We start from the raw sequence: 16,544 nt of genomic DNA on the forward strand, positions 1-16,544 counted from the left end.
CAAGATGGAATGCGGTTCAAATGGGATTTTTGAATTATTACGAGCAATCTTAGACGCAGCATTTCGCCTAACTTCTTTTAACAGAATAAAATTCCACGGCTATGACGGTAATATCGTCGTAACGTGGATTTTCTCCTCTTGTTAACTCTTCTATTTTAATAATTTCTTGGATTAAATTCTTTAACTCACTTTCTCTTCCTTCATGAAGTGTTTTTGTAATCAGTTCCATATTGTGCTGTTTCGTATTTAAAGAATCTTTCATACGATTTTCGATCAAACCATCTGAAAACAATAAAAGCCTAGAACCCGTCGGGAATATAATCGTTTTAGAAACTATCTCAAGAGATTCAAATAAACCTAATATAGGTCCGGTCTTTTGAAGTAAGGAAGGAAATTCTCCGGGTAACTGTAAAATCTGATCTGGATGTCCTGCAGACGCATACGTAAATTCTTCTTTTTCCGTATCAATATCTCCAATCATACAAGGAAATATACTTTCCAAAGAATCGAACTTCTTTAAAAATCTAAAATTCAATTCCTTAAGAACCTGAGCCGGATTCTCCAAATTTTTCAATTCTTCATATTCTGTTTTTAAAGCCATGGTCATCAAAGAAGCCTGTACTCCGTGACCTACTGCATCCGCGATCAATACTCTTGTTTTACCGGAAGAAATTTCGGAAATATCCAAAAAATCTCCTCCTACTTTTTCAAGAGGTTTGTATTCATAATAAAATCGTATTCCTGGAATATTTCGATCCAAAGGAGTCAAAATTTTCCTTTGAACGTTCTGCGCAATCTCCAGTTCTCGGTTGATCTGAATGATGTTATCGTTCAAAACTCTGGTTCTATCTTCGATCTTTTGAACCAATTGTTCCTTCATTTCGAAAAGTTCCAAGTTAGAAGTCCTAAGATTGAGCGCTAATTCCCTAGTTTCTGCAAACTTCCTAGATCTTTCGGAGGCGAGTAAAAGGGATTGTAGAAAAACGAAAAATACAAGAGCGTAATGTGAGGTCTGTATACTTCCAGTTTTTAAAACTCTCGCGTAAAAAAGATCTACGAGCACCGCAATAAAAAGAATTCCGGAACCATAAAGAATATAAGTGTAATTTCTTTCCTTATCAAAATCGATCTTTAAAATCGTATAAAACAAATAACATATAATTATGATAATAAAATAATGATAAATAGAAATACTCTGATTGTTGAACGTCATATCACCAAACAAGGTCACGATGGAAAACAAAATCGAAAATACGACTCCCACGTTGATAAACTTTCGGCTTACATAAGGAGCAAATATTGAACTGAAAAACAAAAGAAAAAACGGAACTCCTACAGACAAAGTCAAGTGATTGATTTTATGAACCCAGCTCCAAGGGATTTGTGGAAAAAATAACATTAGTATTTTAGAATTTATTAAAGAAGTTCTCAGACAAATAACTAGGCTATACATTCCAAAATAAAGAGGAGAAACGCTACTTCTCAAATAAAGATATTGGAATATATGATAAATTCCCATAATCAGAAGACTACTAAAAGAGAATATATCAAAAAACAATGGAATCGCTTTTGAAACGCCAGCGGAATCAGAAGGCCCGATAGAAATGGGAAGTAAAATTCCAGGCATCGTAGAAGTATAATTAGAAACAAAAATCTCGATTTGAACTTCATCTTCGTCCGCAAAAAATAAAAAATCTCTTGGTTCGATTCTAGAAACTATCGAGTCTGGATCAATGCCCGGAGTACCACATTCACCGATGATTTGTTCATTGATTTTAATTCGATACGCAGATGCAATCGCTCCTAAAGACACAGATAGAATTTTCTTTTTCCATATCTCAGGAAGAAAAACTTTTAATCTATAAATTCCATAACCAAATTTAGGATAAGTTTGATTGCTTTTGGATTCGTTGGTCCAAGAACCGGGAACTCCTATAAATTCTACGGAATGATTTTCAATTCCTTTCTCGGGTCCTTGAAGCCAGCTAAATTCCCATTCTCCGTTGAGTTTAGTCATTCCAAAATCGGGATCTTGAATTCCTCTGAGATCGATTTTACCTTGGTAGGCTCTGAGTCCATCTCCCGCTTGCCAAGGAGAAGAAATCATAACAAGTATGATCAATGCAAACGGACCGATTAAGAAAAAAAATATTTTTGAAAATTGCATCTCGAAATCAAATCCGTTCCGAATTAAAATTGAAATTTAGTTCAGTGCCGTCAATTGCATATAGGAACAGACGCAAGATTAAACTTAAAAAATCTGCAAGATTTGTTTTTTTAAAGAATCCTACGAAAAAAGAAGGCACGACTCTCACAAAAGATAAAATTTATTTCCAATTAAAATCAAATACGACTAAACTAAGACTTTTTTGTGAAATTAATTTAATTGAAATGAAACAAAGAAGAATCGGTAATGATTATTAGGTTTCAATAATAGAAATGAACTTTGATCTTTTCATTTTTATAATTCAGGAATTCCTATATTTTAAAAATCAACAGGCAAATTTTAGATATTAAAAAGTTTATACTACAAATATAAGTTCTTCTTTCTAAAAATCGAATGAACTATCACTGAAAACATAGAAAACAAATCTAGTAAACCTATCTCTGTGATGTAACATTTTCTATTACTCAGAACTACAGAATAGAATTCTCATATTTTTGTATTAAAACAGGTTTTATAATTCGCGGTATCTAAAATTCTATAGGAACCAGTAAAAAACCATATCTTAAAATTTAATCATGAACCTTTTGGTTTGGACAGATAGAGACTTACTACTCGGGCGAATGAAAACAATACCTTGGTGAACTTGTTTTAAAAGTTAGAATGTGTAAAACCAACAATTCCGGGTTAGGCGTAATTTTTTGAGAACTTCTACGTCTTTGGTAAAATTGTTCATTCATTTTCGGTATCACCTGTATACGTTAGAGCAGTAAGACAAGATTTTTATAAATGAAAAAACTCTCTATCAAATAACTATACCTCAAAATACACTCATAACTAACCAAGGCAAAATTTGATCGCAAGCACAAGTTTTGGAAAATCGATTCTGACTCTTTTTCTGGATTGCGCTCTAAACAATCCGAGTTAGATTCAAAACAATTTATGAACCAATTTAAATTTCTTTTAATTGCGATCCTTTTAGTTTTATCCATTGTCAACTGCAATAAAAAAGAGCCTATTTCCATTTTGGAAATTAGAGATCTCATCGAAAAACAAAATCTTGTAGAAGAACTTCGAAAAGCGGAAGAAGATCTCAGGTTGAAAGGCGACAATGCAGCATTACTTTATGTTCGAGGTTGGATTCGTTATTTACAAAAAAACCAAGACGCTGCCATGAGCGATTTTAAAAAATGTCTGGGATTTGACCCTAAATCCTTGGATTGCAAAAGAGGACTTGGTCTCATATACGAGTCCAACAAAGAATATAAAGAAGCCGAATTGGTTTATAAAGAAGCTCTTTCTTTCGCAAAAGAAAAAGGGGCAGACTCAGAAGCTCTCATTCATGAGAATATTGGAATACTTTATCTCAGACAAAATCTTAGAAAAGAAAGTTTAGAAGAATTCCAAAAAGCAATTTCACTTTCTGATAAAGGGGATGCTTATTACGGTTTCAGTTTGTGTATGATTATGGAAGGAAATTCAGAAGGTGCAATTTCTTCTTTAGAAAAAGGTATTTCTAAATCGTTTCGTTCTAAAGCGTTTCAATCAGAATCACACTTTTTATTATCTAAATTCTACTTTGAAAAAAGAAAAGACCCAGTAAAAGCAGAATCAGAAATCAAAAAGGCAATCGAAATTTTTCCCCTTCATAAGGAATATCTAGACGCATTACAAATTTACATAAAAGAAAGAATTAAGAATTCGTAAAGAACTTATGTCAAAAATTGAAACATGATAAAAAAATTTTATATATTAGAGTTGTTGAAAAATTCTCTAGTTCCGATTAACAAAACTGCTTTAATTGACCGTTTCCATAAAATAGAAACAGATGGAGAATTAATTTTTCAACAACTCTATTTCAAGAAAGACAAATACGTTCCCCAAGAATCTAAAAATTGAATTTTAGAATATTCTAAATATTTAATTTAATTCTGGCGTAAAAAAATTAGAAATAATTTTTTAAAAGTATGAGTTCTTACATTTTAGAATTTGTTCATAAAATCGTAATTCGCTGGAGTTCCCACATTTCAAAGTTTTACCGTAAAATATAGATTTGTGATAGTTCCCACAGATTAAGTCTCATTATAAATTTTTAAATATTAGATTTATTGAAAATTTAATTTTCTTTTGTTTCTTATCCATTAAAGTTAACAAATATTCTCGGTATAAGAAATCCATTTTATTCATAGGTCAATTTTTTCGTAAAAAAATAGATGTGGGAACTCATACAAATCGTGGATTTACTAGTTAAACTTTGAAAATTTGTAGGAACTATTAAGAAATACAAAAAGAATCAGATTTTTGTACAAAACCGCTGTTTTGTAGTCATCATCAAAATTTAAATCCTATTTTAATGTGAATCCGGTGTGAGTAAAAATCTTCTAAAAGTATGAGTTCCTACATTTCTAGACTTATCGGTAAAATCATACTTTGGTGGTAGTTCCCACATTTAAATCAATCTATAGAGTTTAGATTCCAACCTTTTTCAGAGCCATGGGTTCCTTACCATAACCAACCCCACAAGTATTTGATCTCAATATAAATCTGTCGGAGTTACGACAAATCCTCTGTAAAACTTAGTCCCCACCCCACAACGCGATTCATAAAGAGCGTTGTGTTGAGTTTTCCCTATTTTTGGGTGGGGCGGAAAATTTTTCTCTATTAGAAAAACATACTTTTTGCAAGTAAAAAGACTCATTCTTGTTGGAACACTTGAAAAATGTGCCTTTTTGAGCCCAGAACGGCGATTCATAGAAAGCCCGTTCTGTTGAGTTCATTTTGATTCTAAAATCCTATTCAACTTGTGGGGTTGGTCCTTACGTAAAACTCACGTTAATTTGATTTTTAATTTTTTGGCAAGTTCTTCCGGACTTAGATTTAAAATTTGAGGATTTGACTCAGCTTCTTTAATCAATCGTACAATTTCTCTGTTAAAAGGAGCTGGATGACCCATTACGTCCGCTAGTTTGACAATTTCTCCATTGAGAGAATCAATTTCAGTCGGTCTTTTTTTGACCAAATCCTCCCACATTGAAGATCTGGCTTGAGGATCAATCTTAACCATTCCAGACGCAATTCTGAAAAATAAAAAATCCGGAAGATTCAAAATAATAGGAGCTAAACTAGGAATCATCTTTCCCGAACGAATCGGTCTGATCTCTGCAAATCTTAAGATTTCAAGTGATTCTTTCATAAGTTTAGAAAGAATTTTTCGATAACCTCGTTTTGATATTTCCGCTTTTAAAGTAAGTCCAGAAAGAGCGTTTAAAGAATTGTTCAAATTAAAAATCAATTTTCCCCAAAGAATTCCAAGGATGTTTTTATGTGTGTTGATAGAAAGCCCAGCCCGTTTAAAAACCTTAACTAACGTCTGAGAAGATTTAGAATCTTCGATCACTAAATTCCCACTTGTACCCCTATGAAAATGACCGTTACCTTTAGATACTACGTTAAAAGGAACCATTCCGGCAAACACTTCAACGGGAAGATCTCTCAATTCTTCTTTTAAAATTTCCGCGTTTCGAACTCCGTTTTGAAAACTGACTACGATCGGAATGGTTTGAGATCTGTTTTGTCTTTTTTCAAGAATTCCGTTAAGTTCTTTAGCAAGATCTTTTGTGTCCTTGGATTTTACCGTAACTAAAAAAACATCCGCGTTCGAAATATCAGAAAAAGAAGTAGTAAAAGAAATCGTGTTAGGAGGAAGAAGAATTTCTTGATTTGTATAATCGGTGATTTTTGCACCGAAAGTTTTCAACTCATTCTGAATCCTTGCTCTGCCATAGAACGTGACCGGATTTCCAGCCGCCAAAAGTTTACAACCGATGTATGTTCCGATACTTCCAGAACCTAAAATTGCTATTGAAAGCTTCATTTGTTACGCATCTAATTAGAATTTAAGATTTAATCTACAACTATTGTTTGTTAGTTGGGAAAAAAACAAAAAAACTCTACATTTAAGATAGATTCCAATTTTTTTTAAGGATTCTTATAGAGTTCTGGCTGTTCTAATTGTGCTTTAATCTTTTGAGTGTACAAATGATCAGTATCTAAACATTCAATTTTTTCCAACAAACCAAGAGCCATTTCCCTTTCATAAATTAAAATATAAGATTCCGCAAGATTTACAATGTTGTTTAGAAAATCTGGTTCCCTTAATAAAACTCTTTCTCCTAATTCGATCGACTCGTGATACCGTTTTAGTTTTTTGTAAATCAAAGAAGCGTTAAAAATAATTTCAACGTCCTCCGGAAATTCCGAAATCAACTCTTCAAATAAAAAAAGTGCTTCTTCATACTTTTCAATTTTATAATATACTTTTGCTAATTCTTTTTTAAAAACCGGTGGTAGAAACTCCTCGGATATTTTGCTTTTGAGATTTTCTAGATGATAAATTGTATGTTCCCAATTTTCGTCCTGTAGACATTTTAAATACGTTTCATCCGGAAATTGAAAGGATGGCAAATTTGCAAAAGACTCTAAACGAACTGGCTCTTTAAGATAAGTCAGCTTAACTATGCTTAAATCGTCTGTTAATTCTCCGTAGTTTTCAAGACCTTGAACTAATAAATCCAGATCTCCTCCCGACTCCTCCACCCTTCTTAAAAATTGACATTCGTCTTCGTTGATCAACGGTATTCCGTCCTGATCCATTCCTAGCAAAATGTCGTCTCTTCCATCAGAACTTACAATGATAGTATCTCCTTTTTCTAGAAAAAAAGTCTTTACTTTCATCTTACTTTCCAAACCTGTAATTCCTATTTTACGAAGTTCTAATTTATTTTCTATAAAAGTTGCAACTCCATTTCTGTAAAGTACAGTAGGAGGATGTTCCGCATTCAAAAAGAATAAAACTCCGGATTCCAAATCCACTAAACCCAAAACGACAGATACCAACATAGAACCGTCAAAAGATTCAAAAATATTTTGAAGTTCTAAAAAACATTCTTTGAGCCATAACTCAGGCGGTTTGGAATGATAAGAAGAAACCGTTTTTGTTCTAGATATAAAAGAACGAAATACAACCCCTAAAACTAAAGCCCCACTCGCTCCTTGAATAGATTTTCCCATCGCATCCCCGTTTACAAAAACAAGACATTTCCTATTCTTTAAACAAATCTCATCTGCGATAATGATGTCTCCACCGATTTCTTTTTTCCATTGTTTGAACTGAAATCTTTTCTTCTGTTTACTAAACCCTTCCAAAACTATAAAATCATTTTCTACCTGATTTCGATTTAAGGGGTCCAAAATTAAAGAGGTTAAAAAGTAATCCCCGTCTTGTTGAATCTTAAGTTCTCGGACTTGCTCTAATGTATTTTCCAATTGCCTTGTTCTTTCTTTTACTTTTTGATCCAAGTCTAAATTTAATTCTTCCGCCTCTTTGTGTACTCTCAAAAACCGATTTGCTAATATAAAGACCATTCCAACTTCAAAAACAAAAAAACCATACTTTAAAATTCCATAATTTTCTAAATTATCAATCAGCCCCATAGAGCCAATCAGGTCCATAACTCCCGCAATCATTAAGACCAAAAAACCGAAGATCATACGAATTGCATCCGGATTTTTCCGAACTAGAGATTTATACATTATAAAAAAAGAATATACTATAAACGTAAAAATTGAGAACTGCCATAGTTTTAACAGAAATAGACAAACGGACCTGTTAGAAAAAGGAATCAACAAAGTAAGCGTAAGTGTAAAAATTTGATATAATTTAGAAACAAAACTTATTTTATACTGGAAAAACGTATTTAAAAACAAAAGAAAAAGTGAGGTTATGTTAAAGATTACCATGTATTCCAATTTCATTTGGAAAAGTGGATCTAAATTGAGTTCATAGACCGCGTTACTTCTAAGATGGATATAAACAGAAAAAAACGTGGAAAAAAGTCCAAAGAACAGATTGTACTTTTCTTGAGGACGTTTGAAATATAATAAGAAATGATAAAATCCGACAAATAAATATAAAAACGCAAGCATCCATCTAGATCGCTCCGATAATATCAAAACGTTTTTGGATTGTAGATCTATTACGAGAGGTGCAGAATCAAAACTGGCATATACATTCAATTCTTCTCCTGCGTTAGATGATAAAATCAATCTGATTTCATTCTTTCCTATTTGAACCTTATTCTCCGGAATCGGAAGAATCACATGTCTTTTAAATCCGTCCTTTATGATTTTTCCGTTTAATACGATTCCTCCGCTTCCGATTTTTTCTCCGTTAAAATAAACTTCATAAACGTTTGTCAATAAAGGAAAGTGAATTGAAAGTCCATCTAAGGCAAGTTTTTGAAAGTCATTTGCGGAAACTTCAAAAGTTTTCAATAATGTTAAAGTATATATACCTTCAGAAAAAGAAATGGAATCCTCTGGAATCGGAAGAGATTTTAATTCTTTCCAGGAAACGTCCTTGATAGAAGCGTTCAGATTTTTTCCGGAAATTATTTTCCAATCTTTTGTGAGATCAATCGGAAATGCAAAAATCGGAGTAGATACAAAAAATATAAAAATCCAAATCAATTTATCGTAAAATATCTTCGGATCGAATTTTATAATGTCACTTATCATTCTGGCTGTCAAAAAACCCTAAACAAAGTAACAGAAAATTTTGATTTTGCAAGAATTAATAAACGACTATCATAACTAAACTGAAAATCTACATTTTCAGTTTAGAAATCAGTTTTAGAAAAACGTATTACTTAACGTTAGTCGATTCTTTTAATGCAACAATGATAATATATTTTATGAAATAACTTTTTTCTAATAATATTTTATTTTTTTAACTTATTCCATTACAATAGTAATATCTACCCTACGATTTTTTTGCCTACCTTGAATCGTAGAGTTATCTGCAATCGGTTTTGATTTCCCATATCCTTCGTAAGACATTCTTTTTTCTTCCAAACCTTGTTCATCTCTGAGTTCCTTCAAAACGGAAAGTGCTCTTTCTCTGGAAAGTTTTCGATTATATTCCTCCCCGCCTGAATTGTCAGTATGCCCGCTAATTCTGATTTCTCTATCTGCATATTTTTTCAATACGGATGCGATTCTTTTTAATTCTAATTTTGCTTCTTGTTTAAGTTCTGAGCTGTTGTGATCAAACAACACTGAATTTAAAGAAATAGCGATTCCTTCTTCTGTTCTTCTAATTTCTACCGGCGAACCTTCTGGTGCGGCTTGATTATCCTCTTCTTCCGGCCATGAAATGGTTTCCTTTTTCGGTTTTTTTAAATTCTTTTTTGAATCGGAATCTGGTTCAATTCCAGTTGGAAGTTCTCCTCCTAAAATTTTACGGATTTCTTCCGCAAACTTGTCCTTGTCTTGATCCGTAAGTTTTACGTTTTTATTATATACTCCGTGAATGTCGAACGACATCTCTTGCGCCATTCCATTTTCATAGACAAAAGTGTACGACAACTGAACCCTTTTATATTGTGGAATTCCAAGTTCGCGATCAAAAAATACCATTCCTCGCGCAAATCCGTAGATCTTAAATGGAACCCCGGTTCTGTTCATTTGAGAATCATAATATAAATTATAATTGTATTCGATACGATCTCCTTTACCGGACAACTTTTGATATTCCCATTCGTCTACACCGTGATACTTATATTTCGCAAAAACCGTGATCATAACCCTTCCTCCTGGAAATTGAAAACTTTCCGTAGCGGGTTGTGTCCATTCTTCTCCAATGGAAATTGGTTTTTCGGAAAAACTAGGAAGAGAGCGGAGATTAGGCATACTGTATTCCTGTGGCACTTTATATTGACCTAAATCTGTTATTTGAAATCTGCTCTTAAACGTTTTATCTTTACGAAACGCAGGATCAACTTCGGGAAAACGAGTGTAAGTATCAAAAAATCCTTCTAACGTACATTCTTTATTTTCGCAGGAAAGGGTTTGTAATAGGATTCGATTTTTATCTTCTCTTCTAATTTTCTTTCCCATACTTACTAATTGTACTCGATGATATTCGTTTAATTCTACATTCTCTCCTGGTTTTAGTTTCCAACGAAAGAGAACTTTGCCCGATTCTTCTGGAAAAGTAGAAGTAAAACCGATCAATGTAGAAATAATAAAAACGTATGATACAATTCTTCGTAAACGTCTGTTTATGATTTTGGATTTTGAAGGTTGATTGGAAAATTTCCCCATAGTTTTAGTTTCGTAAGATTCCTTTAAAACATAAGGAAAGTGTAAAAAACTTTCCAAAAAATACGAATTTAGGACGAAATTTAAAACTGAATTTCCGATTTATTTACGTTAAGGAGAATCCCAATGGAAGCGAGACTTGTTTACGTTACGACGAGCAACGAAAAGGAAGCACTTAAAATCGGCAAGACTCTCGTGGAAGAAAGACTGGCCGCCTGTGCAAATATTATCCCTAAAATGAAATCAATTTATCATTGGGAGGATAAATTAATAGAAGAAAATGAAGCCATTTTAATTCTGAAATCGAAAAGCGAATTGATGACGGAAGTAATTTTAAGGGTCAAATCCTTACACAGTTATTCCGTTCCTTGTATAGTAAGCCTACCTTTATTAGAAGGAAATAAGGATTATTTTTCATGGATCTACAGCGAAGTGCTCGCAGATTAAAATACATTCAAAAAAGGTTATATTTTGCAATTTCACGTTAAACAAAAATTTACGGCTCTTACATTTAACTCGGCATTTTTTGGCTTTTACGCACATGCAGGTTTTGCCAAAGGACTTTCCGAAATCGGTTTTCGTCCTTCTAAAATCACCGGTTGTAGTTCCGGAGCATTAATAGGTTCTCTCGTTGCTGCGGGAATTCCTATTGATACCATGACTGATTTAATTTTGAATTTGAAAAAGAAAGATTTTTGGGAAGGAAATCTAGTTACGAACTTTGTAAAACCCATTCGAAAAGGACTTAAAAATTATTCAGGAATTCTTTCCGGTAAAAATGTTAAAGAATTACTCAAACCTCATTTAGGTCATAAAAAAATCGAAGAACTTTCCATTCCGATGGGAATCTCTGTTTCAAACATCACAAAACAAATTCGAGAACTCAAAACAAAAGGAGATTTAATCGATCAGATTCTCGCTTCTATGACGTTTCCTTTTCTTTTCGAAATTCAAAAGTTAGGGGAAGAAGAATTTATCGACGGGGGAGTTGCCGATCAAGAACCGATCAAAGAATTAATTCTAGATAAATCTATTCATAAAATAGTGATTCATAGTATTCGCACTAAAAAAGGTCATTCTGAAAAGGCTATGATCCGCGCCTTCCATTCTTCGGTCCAGATTATAGAAAATGAAACGAGAGAATTAAAAGAACTTCTCGCCAAACATTACAAAAAGAGAATATTGAGAATAGAAACTTTGACTCCTTATATAGACGCAAACCAACTCAGACATGGTAAAGAGGCGATGGAAGAAGGTAGAAAAAGTGCTCATCACTGGAAGAAAAAAATTTTATCTAAAATTTGATTTGTCCTAACGATCTCTATAAAATTGAGTATTTTACTTGTATCTTATTATCCGAACGCTTGAAAACAATTTTAAAAATGAACGGTCTATTTTGCAATGATACAAACTACGTCTAACTTAGTTTTTTTGAAAGAGGGTCCCACATTTTAATTTTTGAAACAAGCTTATCATAATATTCTTTTCATACGTCGGGCTGAAAACTTGATTCTGTAATAAAATATTGGATATTCTTTTATGTAGTTCTGAATTAAACTTTTTAGAATGTAGGAATTACTATCCTAGTTTTTAAGAAAGATTTTTGTGATTAGAAAAAGAATCTAAATAATGTGAAAAACCAAAAGCCTGTCTTAAAATGTGGGAACTACCACAAAACTTAGGTTTGTCTGTAACATGATGTGGGAACTCATACAAGAACTTAAACAATGTGAATTCGACGTAAGAAAATCTAGGCGAATCCGGCTGCCACAGAAAGTCGGACGGGCGCTCTGGTCAATCAATTGCATGCAGGAAACATTATACAACATATCATCTTTAGTTTCAATTTAAAAGGCGATCTGTCGAGCGCCCATAGAAATGAAGGCTCTAAGTTCCTCGCATCGATTCCTTTCGCGTTATTCAAGTTAAAGTAACAAGAAAACTACTACTCAAACCATACAATAATATAAGTTCAAAGTAAGAAACCCATGATTCTGAAAAAAGTTGGAATCTGAACTTTACAGATTAACTTAAATGTGGGAACTCATACTTTTAGAAAATTTTATTCCCACCTAACTTACGTTAAAATGAGTTTAAATTTTGATGATGGCCGTAAAACAGTGACTTTGTACAAAATCGGATGAACGATGATTCTTCTGGTATTTATAGTAGTTCCCACAATTTTTAAATTTCAACTGGTAAATCCACGATCTGTGAGAGTTCCCACAAATTAAGTCGCATTGTAAATTTTTAAACATCTTATTTTTTATGGAAAAGTCAGGTTTTTATAAAAAGAATCTCTTACACCAAACTCACGTTAAAATAATAAAACGACAGTTTCTGTGTGTGGGAACTAACACGTTTCATTAAAAAGTTTTCTTGTAAAACAACCGAGAAAATTCCACAAATTACATTTTTTAATTCCGGAATTATCACCTTTTTATAATAGAACTGTTGAAAAATTAATTCTCCATCTTATTTCCGTTGTATTGAAATAGACAATTGAAGCAGTTTTGCCAATCCCACTATAGAAGTTTTCAATAATTCTAATTATTAAAATCAAAAAAATTTTCGAAATCACTTTATCCAGGAATCAATTCTTGAGAAGAGTTTTGTTCTACTCTAAAATTTCGGACGAGTGAATTTAGAATTTCAGCGAGTTGTTTTAAAAATTCACCAGTTGCATTCAACTCTTCCGATTGTGCAGAAATTTCATGAAAGGCGCCGTTGATAAGATCCACAGATTCGTAAAGATTACCGATTTCAGAAAATCGTTTATCTATGTCCGTCATGATGATTTCACTCTGGTTTGTAATGGAAGTATTTAAACGATTTAAGTTCCCAATTAAATTAGAATAATGTAAACTACTTTTTCTTATTGTTATGTATGTCTCAGCTAAAAATCTAAATTCTTCCGTTAAGTTTTTAAAAAATTCTACAGAAGTTTGAACCGTAGTTTTTCCGCGCGAAACCGTGGATTGAATTTCACCTAAAATTTCCGAAGCCTTTTTTGTGCTTTCTTGTGTGCTCGAAGCGAGTTTGCTGATTTCTTCTGCAACCACTCCGAAACCTTTTCCCGCCGCTCCGGAACGCGCAGCTTCGATAGAAGCGTTAATAGATAACATTCCCAATTTGGTAGATATATCGTTGAGTAATTTTACTAGGCCTTCTACTTTTTTAGCGGAAGATCCTATATCGTTAATATCGGTTTCTAATTGATTGAGTTCTTTCCTGCTCAGGTCGATTGCTTTGACAGATTCTTCCGATTTTTCGGAACTATTTTTTAAATCGGAATCGAACTTTTGAAATCCAAATACGAGTTCGTTTAACAATTCACTCGCGCTTGTTTCCATTTCCTTTTGTTGAGCCGCTGAAGAAGAAATTGTTTGAAAAGATTCTCTAAAAGAATCGAATATAGAAGTAACTTCCCCTAAATTTGCGGCTTGTTGCTGAATTCCTTGACTCATTTTTCCCCAAGCAACCGAGATCTCGGAAGAAGAATATTCCAATTCGATAGACTTTTCTTTGATCGTATAAATCATCTGCCCTAAATTTGCGAGATAACGATTCATCAAAAACGCAATCGCTCCCGCTTCTGTTCCTGAATCTACGTGAATCTTCCGGGTCAAATCGCCTCCTCCTTTGGCGAGATCCTTAAGAGAATGTATAAGATCGATCCAACTGGAACCTGCTCCGTGCTCCGTAACATTCAGTCCTTTTTCTTCAAATTCTTCGTTCACTCTGATTCCGATTGAAATCTTCAATAGCAAAAACAATATCATCCCCAAACCGAAAGCCCAGAAAGAACAGGTTAAAACTCCAATGAATTGAGGGTATATTCGAATATCTTGATTTTCTGATAGAATTGGTAATAAAAGTGTCCCTATAATTCCACAGACTCCGTGAACCGGAAACGCCCCTACCACATCGTCTAACTTTAGAATTTTTTCTAATACCCAAGAAGTAATCACAACAGAAATTCCAGCGAGAGCACCTACTATCAAAGATGCGTAGGGCTGAAAAGCGTGACAACCGGCAGTTATTGCGACCAGACCACCTAACACTCCATTCATGCAGTCTTCTACCGATGCAACTCTATAAAAAATCCAAGAAAAAGTGATCGCAAAAATTCCTCCGACACTTCCGGCAAGACTTGTATTCAAAATGATCAAAGGAACTTGATCCGTAAAAGAAAGTGCACTTCCTCCGTTAAATCCGAACCATCCAAACCAAAGTATAAAAACGCCTAACACCGAAAAGGTTAGATTATGTCCATGAATTTTTCTAGGAGTACCGTCTTCTTTAAATTTGTCCTTTCTAGGTCCTAAAACGATCACTCCAGCCAAAGCGATCCAACCACCTAACGAGTGCACAACGGTAGAACCAGCAAAGTCCACAAAACCGATCTTTGCGATCCAACCTCCTCCCCAAGTCCAATGCCCAAAAACCGGATAGATAAATAATGAAACCACAACCGATACGATTAAATATGCAGAAAATTTAATACGTTCGGCAACCGCTCCAGAAACAATTGTCGCCGCCGTTCCCATAAACGCGACTTGGAATAAAAAAAAGGAAAAATCTTTACCGGTTTTTAAACCGGTTAAAAAGAAATGATTAGTTCCTATCCAACCTTCATAGGAAAGTCCAAACATCAATGCAAAACCTACGGAGAAAAACGCGATCGTTCCTACGATATAATCCATAAGATTTTTTACAGCTACGTTGATTGTATTTTTTAGTCTAGAAAGTCCGGTTTCCAACATCAAAAATCCAGCCTGCATAAAAAACACCAAAGCTGCGCATAGGATGAGCCAAATCGGATCCACGGTCTTAGATAATTCCAAGGCTGGAGATTCAGAAAATAACGGAAGGTTAATTCCTAAAAAAAGTATTAAAACGATTCTGTTTGCAACGCGGTTTTTCATAAAGTTTCCAAATGATTCATTCTTTCGAAGTTTTATAGGTGAAGTTTTCCTAGGGCTTCGTTTCTTCGAGTTCCTGGTTGTAGGGTAAATTCCAAAATAAATTCTTTCCAACTACGAAAAAGTAAAAGATTTTTATTTTACAGATTTAGATCGAATAATTCTATTTTTCGAAGACCTTTCCATGGAGAGAATTCAGATCGTTCTTGAAATCAACGATTTATTCTTTGTATAGAATTTTTTTACTAATAGATTTGTAAGAGTTCCCACATTTTAGAATTTATCTGTAAAATCTCGACTTGCGGTAGTTCCCACAGATTAAGTCGCATAATAAATTTTTAAACATTCATTTTTTATGATTCGAGGTCGGGTAGTTCCCACATTTATTTTTTATGGAAAAATCAGGTTTTTATAAAACGAATTCCTACCTCGAATTCACGTTAACTTACGATTAGATCCCAATTTTATTGATTGGAAAATACGATTTTACCTTTTCTCCAAACAGAAAAATCACCCGGTTTGCAGATAGTCCATTCTTCATTGGATGTAAGTGGGCACGTTGCAATTACCGTGACTCGATCTCCCGGTGTAGTTACTTTTCGAAAATCCACGCTTAAGTCTGCGTCTACAAGTCTGGCTTTTCCAAATGGGGATTTTCTTGTGATCCAGGAAAGTTTTGTGGAACAAAACGCGTATAAATTTTTAGAATCGCTTAATAGAATATTAGAAACTCCTTTTTGATGGAGTTCCCACAATAAAGATTCAATGGTTTTGAATAGTTCTGTTTCCTTTTTAGGGTAAGTTTTGAATTTTCGTTTTAACTTTCCCAACAACCAACAAAAAGCATGTTCTGAATCCGTACTTCCGACCGGATGAAAATCACCTAAAGGTTCTTGTTTAATCTTTTTAAATTGTCCGTTATGGGCGAAGGTCCAATAAGAACCCCAAAATTCTCGAATAAAAGGATGAGTATTTTTCAATTCCACTTTTCCATGATTTGCTTTGCGAATATGACTGATCACCGTTTCGCTTTTAATAGGAAGCTTCTGAACAAAGGCTGCAATTTTAGATTCTACTCCTGGTTCGGGATCGTGAAATACTCTCAGACCTTTCCCTTCATAAAATGCAATTCCCCAACCATCTCTATGAGGTCCTGTTTTTCCACCCCTTTGTACAAGTCCGGTCAGACTGAAACAAATATCTGTCGGGACATTTGCACTCATTCCCAGAAGTTCACACATTTTGTTTTTCCTTAAGAGTTTGTTCCAAATCTCGATTCATTAAATTTTAAATTC

10 protein-coding genes are annotated in these 16,544 nt (G+C 33.8%); 4 read left to right on the forward strand and 6 right to left on the reverse strand.

The window, feature by feature from the left end; all coding sequences use genetic code 11:
- Positions 1-67: 67 nt before the first annotated feature.
- On the reverse strand, positions 68-2,167 hold the full coding sequence (locus BW942_RS07960) for a SpoIIE family protein phosphatase (protein WP_001160641.1): 2,100 nt from the start codon (positions 2,165-2,167) through the stop codon (positions 68-70).
- Between BW942_RS07960 and BW942_RS07965 the strand changes: the two genes are divergently transcribed.
- Positions 2,155-2,424, forward strand: a complete 270-nt coding sequence (locus BW942_RS07965; RefSeq protein WP_000685006.1) for a hypothetical protein — start codon at positions 2,155-2,157, stop codon at positions 2,422-2,424. The two genes, BW942_RS07960 and BW942_RS07965, sit on opposite strands and share 13 nt — an antisense overlap.
- 682 nt (positions 2,425-3,106) lie before the next feature.
- Positions 3,107-3,871 carry a tetratricopeptide repeat protein gene (locus tag BW942_RS07975; RefSeq protein WP_001983263.1) on the forward strand — a complete coding sequence of 255 codons (765 nt, stop codon included), beginning with the start codon at positions 3,107-3,109 and terminating at the stop codon, positions 3,869-3,871.
- A 1,120-nt stretch (positions 3,872-4,991) separates the two neighbouring features.
- Here the strand turns inward: BW942_RS07975 and BW942_RS07980 are convergent.
- The 3 genes from BW942_RS07980 to BW942_RS07990 form a co-directional block, all read right to left on the reverse strand.
- Positions 4,992-6,038: a 2-dehydropantoate 2-reductase gene (locus BW942_RS07980; RefSeq protein ID WP_000777259.1), complete on the reverse strand. Its 1,047-nt coding sequence runs from the start codon at positions 6,036-6,038 to the stop codon at positions 4,992-4,994.
- Positions 6,039-6,142: 104 nt separating this feature from the next.
- Entirely contained in the window at positions 6,143-8,740 is a 2,598-nt protein-coding gene (locus BW942_RS07985) for a SpoIIE family protein phosphatase (RefSeq protein ID WP_000622415.1), read from the reverse strand.
- Between the two features lie 216 nt (positions 8,741-8,956).
- The gene (locus BW942_RS07990) at positions 8,957-10,327 is read right to left on the reverse strand and encodes an OmpA family protein (protein ID WP_002970704.1); all 1,371 of its coding nucleotides are present in this window, start codon (positions 10,325-10,327) and stop codon (positions 8,957-8,959) included.
- Between the two features lie 123 nt (positions 10,328-10,450).
- Here BW942_RS07990 and cutA point away from each other — a divergent pair, with 123 nt between their 5' ends.
- Both cutA and BW942_RS08000 read left to right on the forward strand, forming a co-directional pair.
- The gene (gene cutA / locus BW942_RS07995; RefSeq protein ID WP_000388230.1) at positions 10,451-10,771 is read left to right on the forward strand and encodes a divalent-cation tolerance protein CutA; all 321 of its coding nucleotides are present in this window, start codon (positions 10,451-10,453) and stop codon (positions 10,769-10,771) included.
- Positions 10,772-10,795: 24 nt separating this feature from the next.
- The gene (locus BW942_RS08000; protein ID WP_001159609.1) at positions 10,796-11,629 is read left to right on the forward strand and encodes a patatin-like phospholipase family protein; all 834 of its coding nucleotides are present in this window, start codon (positions 10,796-10,798) and stop codon (positions 11,627-11,629) included.
- Between the two features lie 1,277 nt (positions 11,630-12,906).
- Here BW942_RS08000 and amt read toward each other — a convergent pair.
- Both amt and BW942_RS08025 read right to left on the reverse strand, forming a co-directional pair.
- A complete protein-coding gene (gene amt / locus BW942_RS08020; protein ID WP_000797628.1) occupies positions 12,907-15,252 on the reverse strand; it encodes an ammonium transporter in 2,346 nt (781 codons plus the stop codon).
- A gap of 461 nt (positions 15,253-15,713) precedes the next feature.
- Positions 15,714-16,490, reverse strand: coding sequence for a class II glutamine amidotransferase (locus BW942_RS08025; protein ID WP_000333392.1), 777 nt, complete (start codon positions 16,488-16,490; stop codon positions 15,714-15,716).
- Positions 16,491-16,544 lie beyond the last annotated feature (54 nt).

This window comes from Leptospira interrogans (assembly GCF_900156205.1).
Lineage (GTDB): Bacteria > Spirochaetota > Leptospiria > Leptospirales > Leptospiraceae > Leptospira > Leptospira interrogans.